This is a genomic window from Sediminicoccus rosea (assembly GCF_033547095.1).
Lineage (GTDB): Bacteria > Pseudomonadota > Alphaproteobacteria > Acetobacterales > Acetobacteraceae > Roseococcus > Roseococcus rosea.
This window is the reverse complement of sequence record NZ_CP137852.1, coordinates 136,005-159,138: the sequence shown is the minus strand read 5'-3', so window position 1 is coordinate 159,138 and position 23,134 is coordinate 136,005. Positions and strand designations below refer to the sequence as shown.

Annotated in this window: 19 protein-coding genes and 1 tRNA gene; 10 read left to right on the top strand and 10 right to left on the bottom strand. The window is 70.7% G+C overall.

Going from position 1 to position 23,134, the window contains the following annotated elements; translation table 11 throughout:
• Positions 1 to 13 precede the first annotated feature (13 nt).
• The 6 genes from R9Z33_RS00725 to R9Z33_RS00700 all read left to right on the top strand — a co-directional run bounded on the left by R9Z33_RS00725 (position 14) and on the right by R9Z33_RS00700 (position 9,275).
• Positions 14 to 2,653 (top strand): virulence factor SrfC family protein, encoded by a 2,640-nt coding sequence (locus R9Z33_RS00725; protein WP_318649379.1) that lies wholly within the window; start codon positions 14 to 16, stop codon positions 2,651 to 2,653.
• Positions 2,654 to 2,746: 93 nt separating this feature from the next.
• Positions 2,747 to 3,706: an SEL1-like repeat protein gene (locus R9Z33_RS00720; RefSeq protein ID WP_318649378.1), complete on the top strand. Its 960-nt coding sequence runs from the start codon at positions 2,747 to 2,749 to the stop codon at positions 3,704 to 3,706.
• Positions 3,706 to 5,664, top strand: a complete 1,959-nt coding sequence (locus R9Z33_RS00715) for a vWA domain-containing protein (protein ID WP_318649377.1) — start codon at positions 3,706 to 3,708, stop codon at positions 5,662 to 5,664. The genes R9Z33_RS00720 and R9Z33_RS00715 overlap by 1 nt, the downstream gene beginning before the upstream one ends.
• Positions 5,664 to 6,368, top strand: coding sequence for an ATP-binding cassette domain-containing protein (locus R9Z33_RS00710; protein ID WP_318649376.1), 705 nt, complete (start codon positions 5,664 to 5,666; stop codon positions 6,366 to 6,368). Before R9Z33_RS00715 ends, R9Z33_RS00710 begins: the two co-directional genes overlap by 1 nt.
• Entirely contained in the window at positions 6,365 to 7,570 is a 1,206-nt protein-coding gene (locus tag R9Z33_RS00705; RefSeq protein WP_318649375.1) for an FtsX-like permease family protein, read from the top strand. Before R9Z33_RS00710 ends, R9Z33_RS00705 begins: the two co-directional genes overlap by 4 nt.
• Positions 7,563 to 9,275, top strand: a complete 1,713-nt coding sequence (locus tag R9Z33_RS00700) for a formylglycine-generating enzyme family protein (protein WP_318649374.1) — start codon at positions 7,563 to 7,565, stop codon at positions 9,273 to 9,275. Before R9Z33_RS00705 ends, R9Z33_RS00700 begins: the two co-directional genes overlap by 8 nt.
• A gap of 203 nt (positions 9,276 to 9,478) precedes the next feature.
• Here the strand turns inward: R9Z33_RS00700 and R9Z33_RS00695 are convergent.
• From R9Z33_RS00695 to R9Z33_RS00655, 9 genes are all read right to left on the bottom strand, one after another.
• Positions 9,479 to 9,554: transfer RNA gene (locus R9Z33_RS00695), tRNA-Glu, on the bottom strand.
• Between the two features lie 64 nt (positions 9,555 to 9,618).
• Positions 9,619 to 10,383, bottom strand: a complete 765-nt coding sequence (locus R9Z33_RS00690) for a short-chain dehydrogenase/reductase (protein ID WP_318649373.1) — start codon at positions 10,381 to 10,383, stop codon at positions 9,619 to 9,621.
• 4 nt (positions 10,384 to 10,387) lie between these two features.
• Entirely contained in the window at positions 10,388 to 11,005 is a 618-nt protein-coding gene (locus R9Z33_RS00685) for an FMN-binding negative transcriptional regulator (RefSeq protein WP_318649372.1), read from the bottom strand.
• A 30-nt stretch (positions 11,006 to 11,035) separates the two neighbouring features.
• Entirely contained in the window at positions 11,036 to 12,271 is a 1,236-nt protein-coding gene (locus tag R9Z33_RS00680; protein ID WP_318649371.1) for an argininosuccinate synthase, read from the bottom strand.
• Positions 12,272 to 12,452: 181 nt separating this feature from the next.
• Complete coding sequence (locus R9Z33_RS00675; protein WP_318649370.1) at positions 12,453 to 13,088, bottom strand: hypothetical protein; 636 nt, start codon at positions 13,086 to 13,088, stop codon at positions 12,453 to 12,455.
• 190 nt (positions 13,089 to 13,278) lie between these two features.
• Entirely contained in the window at positions 13,279 to 14,454 is a 1,176-nt protein-coding gene (locus tag R9Z33_RS00670; RefSeq protein ID WP_318649369.1) for an MFS transporter, read from the bottom strand.
• Entirely contained in the window at positions 14,451 to 15,656 is a 1,206-nt protein-coding gene (gene rlmN, locus R9Z33_RS00665; protein ID WP_318651594.1) for a 23S rRNA (adenine(2503)-C(2))-methyltransferase RlmN, read from the bottom strand. The genes R9Z33_RS00670 and rlmN overlap by 4 nt, the downstream gene beginning before the upstream one ends.
• Positions 15,653 to 16,195 (bottom strand): invasion associated locus B family protein, encoded by a 543-nt coding sequence (locus R9Z33_RS00660; RefSeq protein ID WP_318649368.1) that lies wholly within the window; start codon positions 16,193 to 16,195, stop codon positions 15,653 to 15,655. The genes rlmN and R9Z33_RS00660 overlap by 4 nt, the downstream gene beginning before the upstream one ends.
• Before the next feature lie 69 nt (positions 16,196 to 16,264).
• Positions 16,265 to 16,591 carry a TIGR02300 family protein gene (locus R9Z33_RS00655; RefSeq protein ID WP_318649367.1) on the bottom strand — a complete coding sequence of 109 codons (327 nt, stop codon included), beginning with the start codon at positions 16,589 to 16,591 and terminating at the stop codon, positions 16,265 to 16,267.
• 85 nt (positions 16,592 to 16,676) lie between these two features.
• Between R9Z33_RS00655 and aroA the strand changes: the two genes are divergently transcribed.
• From aroA to R9Z33_RS00635, 4 genes are all read left to right on the top strand, one after another.
• Positions 16,677 to 18,038, top strand: a complete 1,362-nt coding sequence (gene aroA, locus R9Z33_RS00650) for a 3-phosphoshikimate 1-carboxyvinyltransferase (protein ID WP_318649366.1) — start codon at positions 16,677 to 16,679, stop codon at positions 18,036 to 18,038.
• A complete protein-coding gene (gene cmk / locus R9Z33_RS00645; protein ID WP_318649365.1) occupies positions 18,035 to 18,670 on the top strand; it encodes a (d)CMP kinase in 636 nt (211 codons plus the stop codon). Before aroA ends, cmk begins: the two co-directional genes overlap by 4 nt.
• A 231-nt stretch (positions 18,671 to 18,901) precedes the next feature.
• On the top strand, positions 18,902 to 20,620 hold the full coding sequence (gene rpsA, locus R9Z33_RS00640; RefSeq protein WP_318649364.1) for a 30S ribosomal protein S1: 1,719 nt from the start codon (positions 18,902 to 18,904) through the stop codon (positions 20,618 to 20,620).
• 330 nt (positions 20,621 to 20,950) lie between these two features.
• Positions 20,951 to 21,679 carry a response regulator transcription factor gene (locus R9Z33_RS00635; protein ID WP_318649363.1) on the top strand — a complete coding sequence of 243 codons (729 nt, stop codon included), beginning with the start codon at positions 20,951 to 20,953 and terminating at the stop codon, positions 21,677 to 21,679.
• Here the strand turns inward: R9Z33_RS00635 and R9Z33_RS00630 are convergent, their stop codons facing one another.
• The gene (locus R9Z33_RS00630) at positions 21,680 to 23,116 is read right to left on the bottom strand and encodes an FAD-dependent oxidoreductase (RefSeq protein WP_318649362.1); all 1,437 of its coding nucleotides are present in this window, start codon (positions 23,114 to 23,116) and stop codon (positions 21,680 to 21,682) included.
• Positions 23,117 to 23,134: the final 18 nt, after the last annotated feature.

Genomic DNA, 23,134 nt, shown 5'->3' with positions numbered 1-23,134 from the left:
CTGAAAGACCCGCATGACCGACACCCCCGCCACGGATGCCGAGAACGAGGCACTGGCCCGCGCCTGCGAGGCGGTGGCCGATGCCGCGACGGCGGGCGTCGAATGGGTGGGCCTTGCCGCGGCCGAGGTGCGGGAGGACGGGCCCGCCATGGCGCGCGAACTGCGGCGCGGCGCCATCCGCGCGCGCAAGCTCGCCCATGCCGCGCGGCGGCCCATGTGCGTCTCCGTCTTCGGGCCCAGCCAATCGGGCAAGAGCTACCTGATCTCCGCGCTCGCGCGGCGCGAGCAGCGGCCGGCCAAGGTCGTCTTCGCCGGGCAGGAGCTGGACATCGTCCGCGACATCAACCCGGAGGGCGGCAAGGAAGCGACGGGGCTGGTCACGCGCTTCTCCATCCGGCCCACGCCCTCGCTGCCCGGCCTGCCGGTCGCGCTGCGTCTGCTCTCGCAGACCGACATCGTGCGCATCATCGCCAATGCCTTCATGGAGGATTTCAACCGGGACACGGTGGTGCCGCTGACGCGTGACGAGGTGGCCGCGGTGATCGGCCAGCTGCGCGGCAAGGCGCGCCCCACGCCGGTCGATGTTCTGACCGAAGACGACATGCAGGAATTGTTCGAGTATTTCGAACGCTACTTCCGCAACCATCCGACGCATCTCGCCCTCACCCCCGCGCCCTGGCGGGAGATCGAGACGCTGGCGCCGCGCCTGCCCATCGCCGAACGCGCGCGGCTCTTCGGCCTGCTCTGGAACAATGTGCCGGAGCTGACGCAGCTCTGCGCGCGCCTGCTCACCGCGCTTGCCGAGCTGGACTTCGCGGGCGAGGCCTTCTGCGCGCTGGACGCCATGGTGCCCAAGGCGCGCAGCGTGATCGACGTGGCGACGCTCTTCAACCTCGGCAAGGATGAGAGCGACCGCGTGGCCATCGGCACCCGCGCGGGGCGCCGGGCGCAGATGCCGCGGCCGGTGATCACGGCCATCGTGGCCGAGCTGCAATTGCAGCTGGCCGAGAAGCCGTTCGACTTCTTCGACCACACGGACCTGCTGGATTTCCCCGGCGCGCGCTCGCGCGAGCGGTATGACGGGCGCGATGCCGAACGCACGGCGGCGGCCAACCTCTATCACCTCTATATCCGCGGCAAGGTCGCCTATCTCTACCAGCGCTACCTGGCCGAGCAGGAGCTCACCTCCATGCTGCTCTGCCTCGGCGACAGCAACCAGGAGGTCCGCACCCTGCCCGCGATGGTGAAGGACTGGATCGACAGCACCCATGGCGCGACGCCGGAGGCGCGCGCGGCGCATCCCGATGCCGCGCTGTTTCTCGTCCTCACCAAGTTCGACAAGGAATTCGTCGCCAAGGCGGGCGCCGATGACGAGAATGTGGAGCGCTGGTCCACCCGCCTCGACACCACCATCAAGAGCTTCCTCGCGCTCGATCACGACTGGCCCTATCAGTGGACGCCTGGGCAGCCCTTCAACAACATCTTCTGGCTGCGCAATCCCAACGCCTATGACGAGGGGCTGCTCGACTACGCGCCACCGGATGCCGAGAAGACCCGGCGGGAGCTCAACTTCCGCAATCGCCCTCGGCTCGACATGCTGCGCGCGCGCTTCCTCGAGAATTCCGAGGTGCGCCGCTTCTTCGCCGATCCCGCCACCGCCTGGGACGAGGCGATGACGCTGAACGATGGTGGCCTCGGCCATATCGCGCGCAAGCTGCGCCCCGTCTGCAATCCGGAGACCAAGCGGCGGCAGGTGCGCGCGCTGCTGGCGCAGCAGGCGCAGGGCCTGGCAGGCAGCCTCCGGCCCTACTACGTCTCGAGCGATGTGGAGGCGGAGCTGCAGAAGCGCCTCGCCGAGGCACGCGGCGTGGTGGCCGCGCTGAACGAGACGGCGCGGCGCCAGGCCTTCGGCCTGCTGCTGCACGAGATGCAGGTGCGGGCCGACACCCTCGCCGATGTGCTGCGCGCGCGGCAACTCAGCGTCTCCGACCTGCCCTCGGCCGTCGCGGGCCCGGTGGGCACCACGCTCGACGCGGCCGATCTGGACGACGAGCTGGCCGACATCTTCGGTGACGCGCCGGCGCCCAAGGCCGCGCCCCGCGAACAGGCCCGCGACCTCGCCGACGTCTTCGCGGAGACGGCGCTGTCCCATTGGCATGAGGTGCTGCATGGGCTGGCCTCGCGCGAGGATCTGGAGCCGCTCTTCGGCTTGACGCGCGAGGCGCTGGCGAGCCTCACCGGCCAACTGGGCGCGGCCTCCCGCCGCGTCGGGCTGCGCGGGCGCATCGCCCAGGGCATCCGCGCCAGCGCCTCCTATCACGAGAAGATCGGCGAGCGGCTGCTCAAGCCCGTCCTGATCGCCGAGCGCGTGATCAACGACTTCGTCTATTGGCTCGACATGGATCGCCTGACGCCCGAGGCGCGCCCCACCGCCGGGCGCCCCACGCCGCGCCCGGTCTTCACCCGGCCGCCAGCCGCCGAGCAATGGCCCGATCTCGGCGAGCGCGCGCAGCCCTTCGAGCGTGACTTCTATGTAGACTGGGCGGTCAGCTATCGCCGCCTGGTCGAGGAGAATGCAAGGGCCGCGAGCGGCCTGGTCGGGGATGTCGCGCTGAACGAGAAGCTTGGGCGCATCCTGGCCGCGCTGCGCTGACATGTGCTGGGGAATGGCCGCATGGCGCTGAGTGCAAGAGCGGAGCCGGATGGAAGCAGGTCCCTGGGGCATGCGCGGCTGATCCTGCGCGGCGTGGGCCCAGCCGCGGCCAAAAGCGGCTATCGCATCCACCGCGAGGGCTACCAGTCCAGCAATCTCGGCCAGCGTGGCTGGCAGGTGAGCGAGGAGGTGCTGCACCCGATCGCGGTGGAGCCGGAGGGGGAGGAGATCGTCTTCATCCTCGGCCCGCGCATCACGCGCCACATGGAGCCGGGGCCGGTCCATCTGGTGTTGCCGGGCCTGGGCGAGACCGGCCTCTTCTGGCCCGAGACGATCGAGGTGTTCGACGGCGAGTTGCCGCCCGACCCCGTGATCCCCGCCGAGCGTCCCGTGCCGCCGCCCGCGCCCACGCCGGACGCACCGCCTGTCCCTCGCCCGGTGCCGCCCCCCGCAGCGTCATCCCCCCCGCCGCCCGCCGCCCCTCCGGCACCCGCCCGTGGCGCGCCCGTGGCGCTGTGGGGTGGGCTTGGCCTCCTGCTGCTGCTGGCCGCCGGCGGTGGCGCCTGGTGGCTTTGGGGGAGGGATGCGCCCCCGGCAGCCCCGCTCGCCCCGCCGCAGGCTGCACCCACGGTGCCACCGCCTGCCCGGCCGGCGCAGCCGCAGGCGGCGGTCTGGCCGGATGGCACCGATGACCTCGCCCTGCGCGACGTGGTGGGCCGCGCCGCCGATGCAGCCGCCATCTTCGCCGTGGCGCTGCGCCGCCAGGCGGCGGGGCGGCACGATGACGCGCTGGTCCTGCTGGAGGAGGCGGCGGCGCGCGGCCATGCCCCCGCGATGACGGCGCTGGGCCGCCTCTATGACCCGATCGGCTTCCAGCCCGGCCGGCCCTTCCGCACGCCCGATCCGCGTGCAGCGGCCCGGCAATACGCCGAGGCCGAGCGTGCCGGCGACCCCGCCGCCTTGCCCTTGCGCGCGGCGCTGCGCGCCTGGCTGCAGCAGCAGGCCGATGCGGGGCAGGCCAGCGCGGCCACCACCCTCAGGGAGTTCTGGTGATGCGTCTTGGCGCCCTTCTTCTCGCCCTGGGCCTGCTCCTGGTCCCGCAGGCCCAGGCGCAGCAGCGCCCCGCCGCGCCGCAGGCCACCCGCGCGCCGCTGACGGTCGAGGGGCGCACGCAGCTCTTCCAGCGCGTCATCACCCGCCCCGGCGCGGGGATCTACGAGCGGGCGGAGGCGAATGCGCCGCGCCGCGATATCCCGGCCTTCAGCGTCTTCTACGTCTATGCCCGCCAGGTGGGGTCAGGGGGCGGAGCCGGGGCGGATGGCTGGCTGGAGGTGGGCGAGGCGATGGATGGCCGCACCCTGGGCTGGCTACGCGCCGACCGTGCCATCGACTGGCGCCACAACCTCGTCGCCGCCTTCACCCCGCGCGAGCAGCGCGAGCGCGCCATGTTCTTTCGCGACGCCGCCCTGCCCGAGCAGGTCTGGCTCGACACGCGCGGCGGCGCGGCCCGCGCCCAGGCGCTGCGCCAGGCGGCCGAGCGCAACGAGGACGGCCCGGTCATCGCGCTGGAGCCCGAAGCCTTCGTGGACATCACGCGCCAATTCTACCTGCTGCCCATCCTCAGCGCGCGCCGCATCGAGAACGAGGCCGGCAACGAGGCCCGGCTGCTCGAGGTGATCTCCGCCCCCGCCCAGGCGCCGCGGACGCAGATGGCCGACCCCGACGCGCTGCGGAACTACCGCGGCGCGGTGGTCTTCGTGATCGACACCACGATCAGCATGGCGCCCTATATCGACCGCACGCGCGAGGCGGTGCGCCGTGCCGTGGGCCGCATCCAGGACACGGCGGTGCGGGAGAACTTCCGCTTCGGCATGGTCGCCTATCGCGACAACATGGGTGGCAACCCGAACCTCGAATACGTCACGCAGCTGGTCAGCGCGCCCGATTTCGCCGCCGCACCCGACGCCGTGCTGGAGCGCCTCGCCGTGGTGCGCGAGGCGGGCGCGAGCAACCAGGGCTTCGACGAGGACGCGATCGCCGGCATCAAGACCGCGCTGGACGAAGTGGATTGGAGCGGCTTCGGCGGCCGCTTCATCATCCTCATCACCGATGCCGGCACGCGGGACGGCAATGACCCGCTGGCCGCCACCGCCCTCGGCATCCCGGAGATCCGCCTCCTGGCCGCCAGCGAGGCGCGGCAGGTCGCGATCATCGCCGTGCATCTGCGCACGCCGGAGGGCCGCAACAACCATGCCCGGGCCGAGCGGCAATATCGCGAGCTGACGCGGCGACCGGATGGCAATTCCCTCTACTACCCAGTGCCCAACGGCGATGTGCAGCATTTCGGCGAGACGGTGGACGCGCTGAGCGACTGGGTGCTGGGCGAGGTGGCCGCGGTCACCGGCCGCGCCATCGGCGGGATCCGCCCCCCCGCGAATGAGGCGCAGCGCCGCATGGCCGAGCAGCTGGAACGCGTGGGCGCGGCCATGCGCCTCGCCTATCTCGGCCGCGTGCGGGAACAGGCGGCGCCGGATGTGGTGCGCAGCTTCGTGCTCGACCGCGACTTCGTGCGCCAGGAGCCCGGCTTCGCGCCGCTCGACGTGCGCGTGCTGCTGACCCGCAACCAGCTCTCCGACCTGCGCGACACGGTGCGCGCCATCCTGCAGGCCCAGGCCGCCACGCGCCTCAGCCCTGAGGATTTCTTCAGCCGGGTGCGCGGGGCGGCGGCGGCGACCATCCGCGATCCGCGCCGCCTGGGCGAGTTCCAGCGGCTGGGGGGCGTCTTCGCCGAATTCCTGCAGGATCTGCCCTATACCAGCGAGATCGCCGACATCAGCCAGCAGCAATGGATGGACAGCGGCCCCGCCGCGCGCTCGCAGATCGCGAACAACCTGGAGCGCAAGCTCGCCCTCTACGAGGCGATCAACGCCATGCCGGTCTGGGTCAACCTGGATGGCGGCCGCAATCCCAATGAGGCCGTCTATCCGGTCCCACTCGACGCGCTGCCCTGATGAGCGTCGCGCTCAGCCTCTCGGGCCTGCGCGCGTGGCATGCGGGCTTCGTGCTGGAGGTCGAGGGGCTGAACCTCACGCGCGGTGAGGCCGTTGCGTTGCACGGGCCCTCGGGTGCGGGGAAATCCACCCTGCTGGACCTGCTGGCCCTGGCCCGCGCCCCCGAGGTGGCGGCGCATTTCACGCTGACCCCGCGCGAGGATGCGCCGCTCGATCTCCGCGCGCTGTGGCTCGCTGGAGAGGACCGCGCCATCACGGATGCGCGCGCGCGCCACTATGGCTACGTGCTGCAGCAGGGCGGGCTGCTGCCCTTCCTGGATGTCCGCGCCAATATCGAGATGCCACTGGCCCTCCTGGGCCGCAGCGCCGAGGGGCGGCTGCGCGCGCTGGCCGAGCGGCTGGAGATCGCGCCGCTGCTGGGCCGCATGCCGGCGACGCTCTCGGTCGGCCAGCGGCAGCGCGTCGCCATCGCGCGCGCCCTGGTCCACACGCCCGATATCGTCCTCGCTGACGAGCCCACCGCCAGTGTGCATCCGGGCATGGCCGACACCGTCATGGCCCTGCTGCGCGAGGAGGCCGCCGCCGCCGGGGCCGCACTGCTGCTCGCGACCCACGACCCTGAGCGTGCCCAGCGCCAAGGGTTCCGGCTGCTGCCCCTGTTTCCGGACCCGGGCGGCGCCGCACGCTCGGTGCTGCGCGCATGATGCGCTGGCGCCTCGTCCTCCGGCTCGCGCTGCGGGATCTGCTGCATGAGCGCCGGCTGGCCGTCTGCTCCTTCATCGGCCTCGCTGCCGTCTTGCTGCCGCTCCTGCTGCTCTTCGCGCTGAAGCATGGCGTGATGCAGGGGCTGCGCGAGGAGCTGATCGAGAATCCGCGCAGCCGCATGGTGGTGAACCAGGCCAACCGCGCCTTTCCGGAGAGCTTCCTGGAACAGCTCTCCGCCCGGCCCGATGTCGCTTTCGCGATCGGCCGCATCCGCTCGCTCAACGCCGATGCGCGCTTCCTCACGGCGGCCCGCCCCAACGAACCGACCCTGGCCGAGCTCTGGGCCACCGGCCCCGGCGACCCGCTGCTGGGCGAGGCGCGACCGCGCGAGACGCGGGACGTGGTCTTCACCCGGGCGCTGGCGGCCCGCAGCGGCGCCGAGCCGGGCGAGGCGGTGACGCTGCGCGCCATTCGCGTCAATGCGGATGGGCGGCGCGAGGTGTTGAACCTGCCCCTGCGCCTCATTGGCGTGGCGCCAGCCGCCGCGCTCGACCGGCCCGCGGCCTTCGTCGAGATGCGCGTGCTGCGGCTGGTGGATGGCTTCCTCAATGGTGAGCTGCCTGCCACCATCGCGCCCGAAGCCATCCCGCCCCGCGCCACCACGCCCTATGCCGGCTTCCGCGCCCATGCCCGCCGCCTGGAGGATGTGCCGCGCCTGGATGCCGAGCTGCGCGCCGCCGGCGTGGATGTCGAAACCCGCGCGGTGGAGGTGGCGAGCCTGCTGCAGCTCGACCGCAGCCTCGCGCTGCTCTTCGCGCTGATCGCGGGGCTGGGGGGTGCCGGCTACCTGCTGTCGCTCGCCGTCGGGCTCTACGCGAATGTGGAGCGCAAGCAGCGCCAGCTCTCGCAGCTGCGCCTGCTTGGCCTGCGGCGGGGCGAGGTGGTGCTGCTGCCGCTGATCCAGGCGCTGGTGGTGGGCGTGGTCGGCACCATGCTTGCGGCGCTTGTGGCGCTGGGCGCAGCCCAGCTCATCAATGGGCTCAACCTGGCCGGGGCCGGGCCGCGCGCAGTGGCGGTGATCCGGCCCTGGCATCTGCTGGTGGCGCTCTGTGTCACGCTGCTGGGCGCGGCGCTGGCCGCTGGCTTCGCGGCGCGCCGGGCAGGGCGGGTCGTGCCGGCCGAGGGGATTCGCGATGGCTAGGAAAGCATATGGCGCATTTCTGCTGGCCCTGGGCCTTTCCCTGCCGGCGCTCGCGGCCGAGACGCCCGCCATCACCTGGCCCGAGGCGACCTGGAACCCGAGGCCGGCCGAGGGAGACCTCATCCTGCCCCTGCCCTGCGGTGGCGGCATCGCCTTCCGCCGCGTGGACACCCCCGCGCCGCCCTCCGCGCTGGCCGATCGCGCCGCCAGCCTCGGCAATCCGGACCCGCAGACCGATTACAGCGAATTTCTGCGCCAGGCCTATCTCGTCGGTCCCTTCCAGGAGGCCGGCCGCCCGGGGAGCCAGCACTATTTCATCGCCAAATACGAGGTGACGACGGACCAGTTCACAGCCGTCATGGCCGAGACCTGTCCGGAGCTGCCCTCGGGCGCCGGCGGGCGCCTGCCCCGCGCCCAGGTGAGCTGGCAGGAGGCGGTGGGCTTCACGCTGAGGGCCAGCGCCTGGCTCGCGCAGCATGCCCGGGCCCGCCTGCCCGAGCCCGAGGCGCGCGCCATCCCCTTCCTGCGCCTGCCGACGGAGGATGAGTGGGAATTCGCCGCGCGCGGCGGGACCGCGGTGCCCGACGCCGATTTCACCGGCCGCGTCTATCCCATGGAAGGCGGCATGAGCCGGCACGCCTGGTTCCAGGGGCAGCGATCCGCCAATGGCCGCGCCCAGGCGATCGGGCGGCTCGAGCCCAATCCGCTTGGTCTGCATGACATGCTCGGCAACCTGGCCGAATGGGCGCTTGGCCCCTATCGCCTCAACCGTGTCGGCAGGCCGCATGGCCTGGCGGGCGGCAATGTCGCGCGCGGCGGGGATTTCCGCACGCCAGAGGACGCCTTGCGCACCGCCATGCGCGTGGAATACGCGCCGCTGAACCCGAGCACATTCGAGCCCCTCCGCCTGGACAGCGTGGGGCTGCGCCCCGTGCTGACCCGCGTCGCCATCGCCGATGACAACGCGCCCGTGGCCCTGCGCGGAGCCTTTGCGGAGGAGGCGCGCCGGAGCGAGACCGTCGCGGATGATCCGGCCCGGCTGATCGAGGCCTTGCGCGGCGACATGCCCGAAGGGCCGCTGCGCACCGGTCTCACCCGCATCGAGGCAACGCTGCAATCCGACCGCCGCGCGCGGACCGACCAGGAGAGCCAGGCGATCCGCGCCCAGATGGAAGCGGCGGGCCATATCGCGCGCCAGATCATGGCGGCCGAGGCGCGCCGGGCCATCAACACCGCCCAGGTGGAGCGGCTTTCCAATGTGGCGCGGAACCAGGGCGTGATCGCGGCCGAGCAGGCGCGCCTCGCCGCCGCGAGCCAGGGTGCGCTGCAATCCCGCCTCACGGCGCAGGAGCGCGACATGCGGACCTTACGGAGCGACCTCGAAAGCGCGGCCACCGCATTGACGGTCGCCATTGGCCAGGCGCCGGCGCAGATGCGGGACCTGGCGGATGGCTATCTGCGCACGATCCGCACGCTGGGCACGGGATTCTCCGCTGCACGCCTCACGCGGGAGGCGGAGGTGCTGGCGCGCGAGAACGGGCAGCGCCCGCAACCGCTCTGGCTGCCCGAGGCGCAGGCCATCGCGCTGCGCCACATCACCGCGGCGGCCGCGGGGCGGGTGCCTGAGCGGGACCGTGTGGTTGAGGAATTGCAGGCCGAGGCCACCCGCCTGATGAACGCGCCCGCCCCACCACGGCCGCGCTGACGCGGATCGCTTGTGGGGCAGCTGCGGCGCACTTCATGGGGGCGCTGGGAGCTGCCGCGGGCTTTCACCCGCCCGGCCATCGGCAGGGCGCTGTGGACGACAGAGAGAACGAGATCGCGGGCTCAGAATGTGCGCTGCTCGAGCGGAGCAGGACCGTGGGTCCGGTGGACCGTGGCCGGTCTGGTTCTGAGTTTGTAAGGAGATGGCGTCCCGTACGGGATTCGAACCCGTGCTGCCAACGTGAAAGGCTGGTGTCCTAGGCCTCTAGACGAACGGGACAGTCAGTGGCGCGGGAATAGGGGCGAAGCGCGTGCAGGTCAATCCTGCCGCGCCGCCCGAATTCTCACCCCTTGAACTGCCCAGCGCCGTCAATGTCGATCACCGTGCCGTTCAGATAGCCGCCGCGCGGCGAGGCGCCGAAGACGGCCATCTCCGCGATCTCGCGCGGCTCGATCGGGCGGTCGAAGGGCAGGCCCTTCACCATCTCGGGCCAGCGATTCGGGTCGCCCAGCGCCTGCTCGGCCCGCCAGCGCGCCTGCGTCTCCATGCGCTCGGTCCGCGTCACGGCCGGGTTGATGCCGAAGACACGCACGCCATCCTTCTGCGCGTCGAAACCGACGGCCGAGGTGAACGCGATCAGCGCCGCATTGCCCGCCGTGCCGGCGATATAGGCCGGCTTCCAGGCCCGCCCTGCCATGCCGATGATGTTCACGATCACACCCGATTTCCGCGCGCACATGCTGCCCATGTAGAGCTGGGTCAGGTGGAAATAGCCGAAGACCTTGAGCTGCCAGGCCTCGGCCCACTTCTCCATCGAGATGTCATGGATGCCGCCCGAGGGGATGGCGCCCGCATTGTTCACCAGGATATCCGCCTCCGGCACCGCCGCATGCAGGCTGGCGCGGTCCTCCGCGCGGGAGAGATCGGCCGTGATCGCCTCCACCCGCACCTGGTACTTCGCCCGCAGCGCTGCCGCCGCCGCATCGGGTTGGCGGGCGGCGAGGACGATGTCGCACCCCTCCGCCGCGAAGGCCTCCGCGCACGCATAGCCGATGCCCTTGGACGCGCCGGTGACGACGACGCGCTTGCCCGCGAGTTGCATGTCCATGGGTCTAGTTTCCTTCCCGTGCCGCGCGCATGGCATCAGCCAGCGCGGCGTTGTGCTGCCCCACATCCTCCAGCGCGCCATCGCGATCCGCGGCCGGCCGGTTCTGCGAGAGTTTCCGCTTGCCGATCAAAGCTTCGATCGTCAGCACCACGCCGACAATCCCCTTGAGCTGCCCCGCGATGAAATCCGCGGGCGCGTCATCTACCTTCCAGCGCGCCGCGCGCGGCTTCTCGTGATGATCCGTCAGGGTCGAGACGATCTCATGCAGCCGGCCCGCATCCTCGATGATCTCGATGGGGCCATGGGCATGCACCGCCTCGTAGTTCCAGGTCGGCACCACGCGGTGATGCTCGGCCTTGGAGGGGTAGCTGGAGGGCGAGACATAACCCTCCGGCCCCGGGAAGATGGCGATGGCGCAGCCGGCCTCACGCAGGGCCTTCCAGTGCGGGTTGGCGCGCGCCAGGTGGCCGACGATGCGCGTGCCATCGGTCAGCAGCGGAAGGTGGGTGACGTCAGGCAGGCCATTCGCGCCGTTGCTGACGAGCAGCGGCAGGCGCGACTGATGCATGAGGCGGAGCAGGACCTCCGGGCGGTCCTCGCGGAAGGCAGGGGGCGTGTACATGCCCCCCAGCCTAGCAGCGTTGCGGAAGGCTTAAAGCCCGCCGCCCTTGCGGCCCGCCATGGCGCCGAGGCGCAGGCGCAGCGCGTTCAGCTTGATGAAGCCCTGGGCGTCGAACTGGTCATAGGCGCCCTGGTCATCCTCGAAGGTGACGTGCTTCATCGAGTAGAGGCTGTTGGGCGACTGGCGGCCGGTGACGATGACATTGCCCTTGTAGAGCTTCATCCGCACCGTGCCCTCGACCGAGGCCTGCGAGGTGTCGATCAGCGCCTGCAGCATGCGGCGTTCCGGGCTGAACCAGAAGCCGTTGTAGATGCACTCGGCATAGCGCGGCATCAGGCTGTCCTTCAGGTGGGCGGCCTCGCGGTCGAGCGTGATGCTCTCGATCGCGCGATGCGCCTGCCAGAGGATGGTGCCGCCCGGCGTCTCATAGCAGCCGCGCGACTTCATGCCGACGAAGCGGTTCTCCACCAGGTCGAGCCGGCCGATGCCATTCGCCTTGCCCAGGGCGTTCAGCTTGGTGAGCAGCGTGGCGGGGCTCATCGCCTCGCCATTGATGGCCACCGGGTCGCCGTTCTTGAACGCGATGGTGATCTCGGTCGCCACATCGGGCGCGTCCATCGGGCTGAGCGTGCGCTGCCAGACCATCTCATCCGGCGCATCCCAGGGCTCCTCCAGGATCTTCCCCTCGGAGCTGCTGTGCAGGAGGTTGGCGTCCACCGAGAAGGGGGATTCGCCGCGCTTGTCCTTGGCGATGGGGATCTGGTGCTGCTCGGCGAAGGCGATCAGCGCGGTGCGGCTGGTGAGGTCCCATTCGCGCCAGGGGGCGATGATCTTGATGTCGGGCTTCAGCGAATAATAGCTGATCTCGAAGCGCACCTGGTCATTGCCCTTGCCCGTCGCGCCATGGGCGACGGCATCGGCGCCGACCTGCTCCGCGATCTCGATCTGCCGCTGGGAGATGAGCGGGCGGGCGATGGAGGTGCCGAGCAGATACTGCCCCTCATAGAGGGCATTGGCGCGGAACATCGGGAAGACGAAATCCTTCACGAAGGTCTCGCGCAGGTCGTCGATGAAGATGTTCTCCGGCTTGATGCCGAGCAGCAGCGCCTTGTCCCGCGCCGGGCCGAGTTCCTCGCCCTGGCCGAGATCCGCCGTGAAGGTCACGACCTCGCAATTGTAGGTGGTCTGGAGCCACTTCAGGATCACGCTGGTGTCGAGGCCGCCGGAATAGGCGAGCACGACTTTCTTGACGTCCTTGACGCGCATGGGAGGGCAACCTTCTCGCGGAACGAATTTCTGCGGAGGTGGATGCCAGGGGATGGCGGGCGGGGCAAGGTGGCCCCGCGGCTGCTCGCTGGATCTTGATCAACGGGGATTGGTCACGATCCAGCCATTCGCTGTGAGGCGGATTCACGTCTTGGGTGTTTCCACCAAAGACGATCAGGCTTCAGGTCTGCGTCAGGGGCGCAAGCGGCTTCCCGGGGGGCGGTGCGGGCCGGGCCGGCGCGGGCGGGTTGCTGAAGGGCTGGGTCGGCGCCGAGGGCCGCGGCCCGTCAAAAGGCTGCGAGGGCGCGGAGCCCGCCGGCAGGGCGCGAAGGCAGGTCACGAAGGCCTCCATGATCGCGTTCGTCCCGGCCAGGTTGAACGTCCAGGGCGGCTCGGTGCCGGTCATGAACTCCACCCGCATCGCGTTGCCCCGGCGAAAGGCGGCCTCGAACCGCGCCATGACCGGCCCCGTCGGGATCGTCCATTTGACCTCCCGGTTGGTCCCGGATGCGGTGGCGGACCAGGGGGCATTCCCATCGATGACGATCCGCACGGGGATGTCGGTGTTCGCCGGAATCGCCCAATGCGGTCGGATCAGGCGCACGTCGAGATGGCGGTTGCCCTGGTAGAACTGGATGAGGAAGTGGCGCGTCCGGTTGGCGTCCTGGGCGTCAAGACCGCATGTCGGCGTTCCCCGCTCGGTCGTCCCGCCGAAGGCCGTCCAACCGCCCGCCTGCGCGATGGTGCGGGTCTGGGCCGATGCCGGGCTGGCAAGGGAGATGATCAGCGCTGCGACGATCCATGCCTGACTCGCCAACGATCCGCCTCCTTCGGTCCGACCCCTTGGCCCATCACGCCACGATGACGCTGCGGGGCGCGGATTGGCTGCCCATCCGACGGACCCGCATGGAGCCAGGAGAATTCTGGCGCTCAAGTTTGATCAACTTGAACAGGCCGTTCAAGGGGGCCGTTGCATCTCCGGGACGGCGCTGTCGTGGGGGCCGAAGCTACGCGGCGCGCGGCCCCTGGCCCCGCACCCACACCGCGAACACCGCCATCCCCGCCGCCGCGATGCCGAAGGCCCCCGCATAGCCCGTCGCCGCGATCACGCCCGCGAACACCAGGCTCCCGCTCGTCTGCCCCATGAACAGCGCCATCGCGAAGGCGGAGACGGCTGTCCCGCGCGCCTCCGGCATGGCCTCCGTCGCCCGCGCCTGCAGCACGCCATGGAAGCTGTAGAAGCAGAACCCCAGCAGCAATTGCAGCGCCAGCACCACGCCCCAGCCCGGCGCCACCGCCGTCAGTGCCAGCCCTGCCGCCAGCCCCAGCCCGCCCCAGAGCAGCAGCCCCCGCTCGCCGAAGCGCCGCACCATCCGCCGCGCGATCTGCGTATAGGCCAGCGCGCCCAGCCCGAAGCCGGCGACGATCAGCCCCGCCTCGCCCGCGCTCAGCGAGAAATCCTCGATGAGGAAGGAGGCGATGAAGGGAAAAGCCCCACCGAACAGCAGCGCGCCGTCCAGATAGGCCGCCAGCAGCAGGCGCCGCGCATTGGGGTTCCGCAGCAGCCGCGCATAGGCCATCAGCCCCGATTGCCCGCGCGCCCCATCCGGCGTGCCGCGCCACATCTGCGGGCCGAGCCGTGCGGCCAGCAGCAGCCCGACCGAGGCGGTGAAGCAGCCGAACACCAGGAAGCTCGTCTGCCACCCGAAATGCTGGCCCAGGATGCCCGAGATCGGCCCCGTCAGCATCTGCGCCATGACATTGCCGATCAGGAACTGCCCGATCACCGCCTGGCGTTCGTTGTAGGGCACCGTATCGCCGATATGCGCCAGCAGCAGCGGGATGACGGCGCCGGCCACCAGCCCGCCCGCCGCGCGCAGCAGGGTGAGCTGCGTCAGGCTCGTCGCAAATTCCGCCAGCACCGTGAAGGTGCCGAACAGCATCAGCGCCACCGCCGCCACCCTCAGCTTGCCCAGGCGGTCGCCCAGCGGCCCGACGGCCACCTGCCCACCGCCATAGGTCAGCATGAAGGCCGCGATGAGGATGGCGACGCCCGAGACGGTCACGCCGAAATCGGCGGCCACCAACGGCATCAGCGGGTCCATGATCCGCATGCCGGAGCCCGAGGCGAAGCCCGCCAGCGCCACCAGCCAGATCGAGACCTGCGGCGCCGGGGGGCTCACGCGCCGCGCTTCGCCCGTTCGGATTCGGTCTTGAGCTGCCCGCAGGCGGCCAGGATGTCCCGCCCGCGCGGCCGGCGGATCGGGCTGGAATAGCCCGCATCATTCACGATGGCGGCGAATTTCCGCAGCGCCTCGGGCGTGGAGGTCTGGTAGGGCGAGCCGGGCCAGGGGTTGAACGGGATCAGGTTCACCTTGGCCGGGATGCCACGCAGCAGCCGCACCAGCTCATGCGCCTCGGCCTCGCTGTCATTCACGCCGCGCAGCATCACGTATTCGAAGGTGATCCGCCGCGCATTGGAGGCGCCGGGATAGCGCCGGCAGGCGTCCAGCAGCTCGGCGATGGGATACTTCCGGTTCAGCGGCACGATCACGTCGCGCAGCTCATCGCGCACGGCATGCAGCGAGACGGCCAGGTTCACGCCCAGCTCAGCGCCGCACTTGTCCATCATCGGCACCACGCCCGAGGTGCTGAGCGTGATCCGCCGGCGCGAGAGCGCCACGCCCTCGTGGTCCATCAGGATGGTCAGCGCGCGGGCGATGTTCTCGTAATTGTAGAGCGGCTCGCCCATGCCCATGACGACGATGTTGGAGAGCCGCCGCCCCTCCTCGCCCTTGGGCGTCGGCCATTCGCCGTAGGAATCGCGCGCCGCGAGGAACTGGCCGACGATCTCCGCCACGCCCAGGTTGCGCACCAGCTTCTGCGTACCGGTGTGGCAGAAGGTGCAGGAGAGGGTGCAGCCCACCTGCGTCGAGATGCAGACCGAGCCGCGGTCGCTCTCGGGGATGTACACGGTCTCGACCTGCTGGCCGTCGCGCCACTGGAACAGCCATTTCCGCGTGCCGTCCGTGCTGGTCTGCTCGGTCGTGATGCCAGGGCGGCCGATCACGAAACGCTCCGCCAGCTTGGCCTGGAGCGGCTTCGCGATGCTGTTCATGGCGGAAAAGTCGCGCACGCCCTGATGATAGATCCAATGCCAGAGCTGCTTGGCGCGGAAGAGCTTCTCGCCGATCGCGGCCATTTCCTCGGCCAGCTCCTCGCGCGTGAGCCCCACCAGCTCGCGCCTTCCTTCGGCATCCACCATGGGCGGCGGCGCGAAGAGCGCGGCCTTGGCCAGGATCCGGTCCCGCTCGGCCTCGGTCAGGCCGTCGCTGGTGGCGACGCGGGAATGCGGCGTGAAGGCCTTGCTGGTGGTGGCGCTCATCGCCGGGCGGGCGCCGGCGGCGGGCATTCCCGGCCGATCGCCTCATAGGCCTGGGAGAATCCAGCCAGCGCGAAGGTATCGGTCGCCTGGCCGCGCCCATTGGGGCCGGGGCCGCGATGCACCGCCTCCCGCCCCGCACGCAGGGCGGCGACGACGGCGCGGCCATCGCGCGCGAAGGAATTGTCGCTGGCGGTGAAGAAGGCGAATTCGTTCTGGCCGATGAAGAGCTTGGTCTCGGCCCCGCGCGGGAAGTTGTAGCCGGCCCGCACGGCCACCTGGTCCCGCCCGCCGGGGCGGTGCGTCACCAGCAGCATCACGTTGTTGGCATCGCGCCCGCCCACGCCTTCCATGCTGCGCGCACGGGTGAAGGCGTAGCAGACCTTCTGGCCGCTCTCGGTGTGCGCGGCGGCGGTCCAGGACTGGTAGTCGCCCAGGCGCGAGGGGCGGGGCGCATTGGCCGGCGCGCGATTCGATTGCTGCGCCTCGGCCAGCGGCGCGGCGAACATCAACAGGGCGGCGGGCAGGAGAAGACGGCGCATGGCGCTCCTTACGAGCGGGCGGCGCGCATCGCAACGGCGAAGCGCGCAACCCTGCTCACACAGGGGCGATCAGCCCTCTTCCTCGCGGTCGGATTCGACTTCGATCTCGGCATCGATCGCGTCGTCCTCGTCCTCCAGCTCGTCCGCATCCTCGACGCCGGCATCGGCCTCGACATCGTCCAGCTCCACCTCGTCCGCATCCACCTCCGTGGCCGCGGCGGCGCGCTTCTTGAGCTTGTCATCCGGGGTGATGTTGGCCGAGCGGCGCAGGCGCGGCTGTTCTGCCGGCTGCTCGGTGCCGCATTTCGGGCACACGGCCGGCACCTTCGTCATGTCGTAGAACTTGGCGCCGCAGGAGACGCAGACGCGCTTCATACCGAGATCAGGCTTTGCCATGGAGCCCTCTGTTCCTTTTGCCCACTCCCCGACGGCGGGCGGGGCGCATTGCCACGGGCCGCGCATCGGTGTCAAACCCGGCCTCATGTCCCACGGTTCCAACCCCACCCCGCTGCGCTCCCTCCCGGCCCGCCAGGGCCTCTCCGGGCGGCTCTCCGTGCCCGGCGACAAATCCATCAGCCACCGCGCGCTGATGTTCGGCGCGCTGGCCATTGGCACCACCGAGATCGAGGGCCTGCTGGAGGGCGAGGATGTGCTCCGCACCGCCGCCGCCATGCGCCTGCTGGGCGCGGAGGTCGAGCATCTCGGCCCCGGCCGCTGGCGGGTGGCGGGCCGCGGCATTGGCGGCCTGACGGAGCCGGCCGATGTGCTGGACATGGGCAATTCCGGCACGGCGGCGCGGCTGATCTGCGGCCTGCTCTCGGGCCACCCCATCTTCGCGGTGATGACGGGCGATGCCAGCCTCCGCCGCCGCCCGATGAAGCGCGTGACCGAGCCGCTGGCCGCCACCGGCGCCCGCTTCTGGAGCCGCGAGGGCGGCCGCCTGCCGCTGGCCATCCAGGGCGCGCGGGAGCCGCTGCCGCTCGACTACACGCTGCCCGTCGCCTCCGCCCAGGTGAAGAGCGCCTGCCTGCTGGCCGGGCTCTGTGCCCCCGGCGTGACGCGGGTGGTGGAGCCGGAGGCCACGCGCGACCATTCGGAAAACATGCTGCGGCATTTCGGCGCCACGGTGCGCGTCACCGTCAGTGACCACCCCGGGGGGCATGGCCGCGTGATCGAGCTGGACGGCCAGCCCGAGCTGCGCGCCGCCCCCGTGATGGTCCCGGGCGACCCCTCCTCCGCCGCCTTCTTCGTGGTCGCGGGGCTGATCGTCCCGGGCTCGAAGCTGGTGATCGAGAATGTCGGCCTGAACCCGCTGCGCACCGGCCTCTTCCAGTCCCTGCGCGAGATGGGGGCGGTGCTGGAGGTGGGCGCCCCGCGCCTGGAGGGCGGCGAGCCGGTGGGCGACCTCACCGTCAGCGCCACCAACCTCAAGGCCGTGGAGGTGCCCGCCGAGCGCGCGCCCAGCATGATCGACGAATACCCGATCCTTGCCGTCGCCGCCGCCTGCGCCACCGGCACCAGCCGCTTCCGGGGCCTGTCCGAGCTCAAGGTGAAGGAGAGCGACCGCCTGACCGGCACGGCCGAGCTGCTGCGCGCCGCCGGCGTGGAATGCGCGATCGAGGGCGATGACCTGCTGGTGCAGGGCTGCGGCGGCGCGCCCCCGGGCGGCGGCCTGGTCGCGACGCAGATGGACCATCGCCTGGCGATGAGCGCCCTGGTGCTGGGCCTGGCCTGCCGCGCGCCGATGCGGGTGGATGACGGTGCCTTCATCGCGACCAGCTTCCCGAACTTCATCCCGCTGATGAACCAGGCGGCGGGGGCCGAGGCGATCGGCGCGGCATGAGCCGGCCGCTCATCATCGCGGTGGATGGGCCGGCGGCGGCGGGCAAGGGCACGCTGGCGCGGCGGCTGGCCGCGCATCTGGGCCTGCCCTATCTCGACACCGGCCTGCTCTATCGCGCCACCGGCCGCCGCGTGCTGGATGCGGGCGGCGATCCGGCCAACCCGGCGGATGCCACCGCCGCGGCCGAGGCGCTGCACCCCGCCGACCTCCAGCGCGACGACCTCCGCGGCCCGCCGGCCGATGCGGCGGCGAGCCAGGTGGCCGCCATTCCCGGCGTGCGCTCGGCCCTTCTCGATTTCCAGCGCCGTTTCGGCCAGGCGCATGGCGCCGTGCTGGACGGGCGGGACATCGGCACCGTGGTCTTCCCCGAGGCGCCGGTGAAGCTCTTCGTGACCGCCAGCCCGGAGGAGCGCGCCCGCCGCCGCCATGCCGAGCTGGCCGCGCGCGGCGCGGCCCCCAGCCTCGCGGAGGTGGCGGCCGAGATGGCGGCGCGCGACGCCAGGGATTCCGCGCGGGACGTGGCGCCGCTGCGGCCGGCGGCGGATGCCGTGACGCTCGACACCAGCGCCCTGGACGCCGAGGCCGCCTTCGCCGCCGCGCTGCGAATCGTGGAATCCTTGCGCGTCCAGTGATTTTCGCTTGACGCTCCGCCGACTTCGGCAGATGTAGCGCCTGTCATGGCCCGATCAGGCCATTGGCCGGACCGGGGTGGACCGTCACGCGCCCCAGACCTGGCGGTCGCCCTCCCCCCTGATGATCAGGAACCGGCGCCGCAAGCCGTGATGTTCCGCCGCGGGCGGGGCGTGGCGCAAGACCGGCATGCGGGGCCAGCCCCCGCACAAGACCCAGGACACAAACTCTACATGGCAAGTGCCAACAGCCCCGCCACGCGCGCGGCTTCCGAAGATTTCGCCTCGCTCCTCGATGAGATGCTGGGCGCCAACACCGGCTTCGCCGGTTCCGTCGTCACCGGCAAGGTCATCCGCATCGATGACGACTATGCCGTCGTGGATGTCGGCCTCAAGAGCGAAGGCCGCGTTCCCCTCAAGGAATTCGCGCCCCAGGGCATGAAGCCCGAGGTGAAGCCCGGCGACGTGGTGGACCTGTTCGTCGAGCGCTACGAGGACAAGGACGGCTCGATCGTCCTCTCCCGTGAGAAGGCGCGCCGCGAGGAGTCCTGGACCAACCTCGAGAAGGCCTTCGCCGCCAACCAGCGCGTGAACGGCGTGCTGTTCGGCCGCGTGAAGGGTGGCTTCACCGTGGATCTCGGCGGCGCGGTCGCGTTCCTGCCGGGCAGCCAGGTGGACATCCGCCCCGTGCGCGACGTCGGCCCCCTGATGGGCCAGTCGCAGCCCTTCCAGATCCTCAAGATGGACCGCGCCCGCGGCAACATCGTCGTCAGCCGCCGCGCGGTGCTGGAAGAGACCCGCGCCGAGCAGCGCGCCGAGCTCGTCCAGGGCCTGAAGGAAGGCATGGTGCTCGATGGCGTGGTGAAGAACATCACCGACTACGGCGCCTTCGTGGACCTGGGCGGCGTGGACGGCCTGCTGCACGTGACGGACATCGCCTGGCGTCGCATCAACCACCCGAGCGAGGCCCTGACGATCGGCCAGCCGGTGAAGGTGCAGGTGATCCGCTTCAACAGCGACACGCAGCGCATCAGCCTCGGCATGAAGCAGCTGATGTCCGATCCGTGGGACGGCGTCGCGATCAAGTACCCGGTGAACGGCAAGTTCTCCGGCCGCGTGACCAACATCACCGACTACGGCGCCTTCGTGGAGCTGGAAGCGGGCGTCGAGGGCCTCGTGCACGTCAGCGAGATGTCCTGGACGAAGAAGAACGTTCACCCCGGCAAGATCGTCGCGACCTCCGAGCAGGTGGACGTGCTGATCCTCGACGTGGATGAGCCGAAGCGCCGCATCTCGCTCGGCCTCAAGCAGGCCCAGGGCAATCCGTGGGAACTGTTCCTGCAGAACCACCCGCTGGGCAGCGAGATCGAGGGTGAGATCCGCAACATCACCGAGTTCGGCCTGTTCATCGGCGTGGGCCCGGATGTGGACGGCATGGTCCACCTCTCCGACCTGAGCTGGGACGTGCCTGGTGAGACCGCCATCGCCGGCTACAAGAAGGGCGATGTGGTGAAGGCCAAGGTTCTCGACGTGGATGTCGAGAAGGAGCGCATCTCGCTCGGCATCAAGCAGCTCGCCGCCGATCCGGCGGCCGAGGTCCTGGACAAGGTGAAGAAGGGCGACATCGTCACCTGCACCGTGACCAAGATCGAGGCCAACGGCATCGAGGTGAAGATCGACGAGGTGCTGACCGGCTTCATCCGCCGTGCGGAGCTGGCGCGCGATCGCCAGGACCAGCGCCCCGACAAGTTCGCCGTGGGCGAGAAGGTCGATGCGAAGATCACCGCTGTGGACCGCGCCGCCCGCCGCCTCTCCCTGACCGTGAAGGGCAAGGAGATCGAGGAGGAGCGCGAGGCCGTGAAGGAGTTCGGCACGGCCGACAGCGGCGCGTCGCTGGGCGACATCCTGGGCGCGGCCATCCGCCGCCGCCGCGAGATGGCCGGCGAGGAGTAATTCCGCGCAGCCCTGGCTGCACGGAAACAGGAAGGGCGCCCTGCAAGGGGCGCCCTTTTTTGTTGCGGCGGCGCGCCGGAATGTTTCGATAGACGGGACAGCGGGCCGGTTTTCGCAACACGAGACCAGCCTGCGGCAAATTCATTAACGTTCTTCGCAGGAGGGACGTTTCTGACTCGCCCGGTCAGGATTTTCACGGGAAAAGGCGCATTTGGTCCCGTTATATGAACTTTATTTTTTTAAAGACACACCAAAAGCTGAATTTCCCTTGGCGGGCTCGCGTCATGGTGGTAACTCTCCACACGCAAAACGTGTGGAGATGACCCCGAAATGCGTATCCTCCTCGTCGAAGACGACCGCTCCGCCGCCCGCGGGATCACCTTCCAGCTCCAGCAGCACCGCATGGTGGTGGACGTGGCCGATTGCGGGGCCGAGGCTCTCGAGCTCGCCCGCCTCTACGACTATGACGCCGTGGTGGTGGATCTGATGCTGCCGGACATGGAGGGGTATGACGTCGTCACCAAGCTCCGCGCCTCCCGCATCGAGGCGCCGGTGCTGATGCTCTCCGCCGTGGCGCGGACCCAGGCCAAGGTGCGCGGCCTCTCGGTCGGCGCCGATGACTACCTGGCCAAGCCCTTCGAGCCGGAGGAGCTGGTGGCCCGCCTGCAGGCGATGATCCGCCGCTCCAAGGGCTTCAGCCAACCGCGCATCCAGATGGGCCCGCTCTCGCTCGACCTCGGCGCGAAGGAGGTCGCGGTCCAGGGCCGCACCGTCCACCTGACGGGCAAGGAATACGCCATCCTCGAGCTGCTTCTGATGCGGCGCGGAACGGTCCTCTCCAAGGAGAACTTCCTGGACCACCTCTATGGCGGCATGGATGAGCCGGACAGCAAGATCATCGACGTCTTCGTCTGCAAGCTCCGCAAGAAGCTGCAGACGGCCGGCGCCAACAATGTGATCGGCACGGTCTGGGGCCGCGGCTACATCATCCGCGATGCCGCGGCCGGCAGTGCCGCCGCCCGTGCTGGCCTTGGCGAAAGCCGCCTCGCCACCGCCTGATCAGGCCGTGGCCCGCTCCGGTGCGGGCGGCGAGAGGTGGGCCCCGCCCACCCGCAGCGTCGCCTGCAGGTCCGGGATGGGCACCGCGCGCGGTGCCACGCCGCCCGCCACCGCCAGGGCGGCCGCCGTCCCGGCTGCCTGGCCGGTCATCCAGCATTGCGGGATCTCCCGCAGGAAGGAATGGCTGTTCGCATCGCAGCTCAGGTGCCGCCCCGGCGCCAGCAGCCCGTCCAGCGCCACGGGCACGAGCGCGCCATAGGGCACCGAGACATTGGGGAATTTCGGCGAGAGGCTGGGCGAGACGCCGATCTCATCCGCCCACACCCGCCCGTCCCAGTCGCCCCGCGTCACCGCCGCCACGCCGGTGAGGCGCCGCGCATGCCGCACGCCGAGCTGCGGCGCCGAAAGCATCAGGTAGGCGTTCTCGAAACCCGGCGCGCCCGCGCGGTAGAGCGCCAGGTGCTCCGCCATCAGCCGGTGGCTCTGGATCTCGACCGCCGTCAGGTCATCCACATCCACGGCCGAATAGCCCGAGAGGCGCGGGCCCATGAACAGCGCCACATCGTCCCGCCAGGAGGCGAAGGCCTTGTCGAAGAAGCGCAGCCGCTCGCGCCCCGCCTGCAGGAAGGCACTGAACGCCCCGGGCTGCTCCGCGCGCCAGCGCTGGTAGCGCGGCATGTTCACGCCGCCGAAGAGCCAGCTTGTGTTCATGCAGTGATGGATGTCGCGCTCGTCAATGTCGTCGCTGTAGGCGGCGCCAGCCCGGGCGAAGAGGTCGCCATCGCCCGTCGCATCCACGGTCACGCCGGCCAGGATGGCGCGCCGCCCCTGCTTGGACTCGAAGAAGACGCCGCGCACCGCACCCTCCCGCAGGATGGGCTCCGCGCCCCAGGCGTGGAAGATCAGCTCGGCGCCCGCTTCCAGCACCATTTCCTGCGCGGCGAGCTTCATCGCCTCCGGGTCGCAGGTGGGGGAATGGGTGACGATGCCGTGAAACGCGCTGGTCCGCGCCGCCCACCAGGCCGCCGTCGCGGCGTCGCGCGCGCCCCAGAGCGCCGGGGAGGGCCCACTGACCGCGCCCTTGGGCAGACGATCCAGGAACTCCTCGGCGAAGCCGCGGATGACGCGCCGGCCCGACCAGTCGGTCATCCGATCAATCCAGATCACCAGCCCGCCGGTGGAGAGCCCGCCCAGGTGGTTATGGCGCTCCAGCAGGATGGTCCGCGCGCCCTGCCGCGCCGCCGCCACCGCGGCCGCGACGCCGGAGGGCCCGCCGCCCACCACCAGCACGTCGCAGCGCGCATGCAGCGGAATGTCCCGCCCCGGCTCGGGCACGGTCTCATCGGTGGGCGTGCGGCGGGTGCGCCGGGGATCCGCCGCGAAGGTCTCGCTGCGGAAGAAGAGGCGCCCGCCCTCGGTCTCTGGCGTTTGTGACATGGCGGGGCGCAGCATAGG

Bases quoted from the DNA above. Each gene is read 5' to 3' on its own strand.
- R9Z33_RS00680 (WP_318649371.1), bottom strand. From the start codon at position 12,271: ATGCGCGTCAAGGACGTCAAGAAAGTCGTGCTCGCCTATTCCGGCGGC.
- R9Z33_RS00690 (WP_318649373.1), bottom strand. From the start codon at position 10,383: ATGGACATGCAACTCGCGGGCAAGCGCGTCGTCGTCACCGGCGCGTCC.
- R9Z33_RS00710 (WP_318649376.1), top strand. From the start codon at position 5,664: ATGAGCGTCGCGCTCAGCCTCTCGGGCCTGCGCGCGTGGCATGCGGGC.
- aroA (WP_318649366.1), top strand. From the start codon at position 16,677: ATGTCCCACGGTTCCAACCCCACCCCGCTGCGCTCCCTCCCGGCCCGC.
- R9Z33_RS00655 (WP_318649367.1), bottom strand. From the start codon at position 16,591: ATGGCAAAGCCTGATCTCGGTATGAAGCGCGTCTGCGTCTCCTGCGGC.
- R9Z33_RS00725 (WP_318649379.1), top strand. From the start codon at position 14: ATGACCGACACCCCCGCCACGGATGCCGAGAACGAGGCACTGGCCCGC.
- cmk (WP_318649365.1), top strand. From the start codon at position 18,035: ATGAGCCGGCCGCTCATCATCGCGGTGGATGGGCCGGCGGCGGCGGGC.
- R9Z33_RS00635 (WP_318649363.1), top strand. From the start codon at position 20,951: ATGCGTATCCTCCTCGTCGAAGACGACCGCTCCGCCGCCCGCGGGATC.
- R9Z33_RS00660 (WP_318649368.1), bottom strand. From the start codon at position 16,195: ATGCGCCGTCTTCTCCTGCCCGCCGCCCTGTTGATGTTCGCCGCGCCG.
- R9Z33_RS00700 (WP_318649374.1), top strand. From the start codon at position 7,563: ATGGCTAGGAAAGCATATGGCGCATTTCTGCTGGCCCTGGGCCTTTCC.
- rlmN (WP_318651594.1), bottom strand. From the start codon at position 15,656: ATGAGCGCCACCACCAGCAAGGCCTTCACGCCGCATTCCCGCGTCGCC.
- rpsA (WP_318649364.1), top strand. From the start codon at position 18,902: ATGGCAAGTGCCAACAGCCCCGCCACGCGCGCGGCTTCCGAAGATTTC.
- R9Z33_RS00705 (WP_318649375.1), top strand. From the start codon at position 6,365: ATGATGCGCTGGCGCCTCGTCCTCCGGCTCGCGCTGCGGGATCTGCTG.
- R9Z33_RS00630 (WP_318649362.1), bottom strand. From the start codon at position 23,116: ATGTCACAAACGCCAGAGACCGAGGGCGGGCGCCTCTTCTTCCGCAGC.
- R9Z33_RS00685 (WP_318649372.1), bottom strand. From the start codon at position 11,005: ATGTACACGCCCCCTGCCTTCCGCGAGGACCGCCCGGAGGTCCTGCTC.
- R9Z33_RS00715 (WP_318649377.1), top strand. From the start codon at position 3,706: ATGCGTCTTGGCGCCCTTCTTCTCGCCCTGGGCCTGCTCCTGGTCCCG.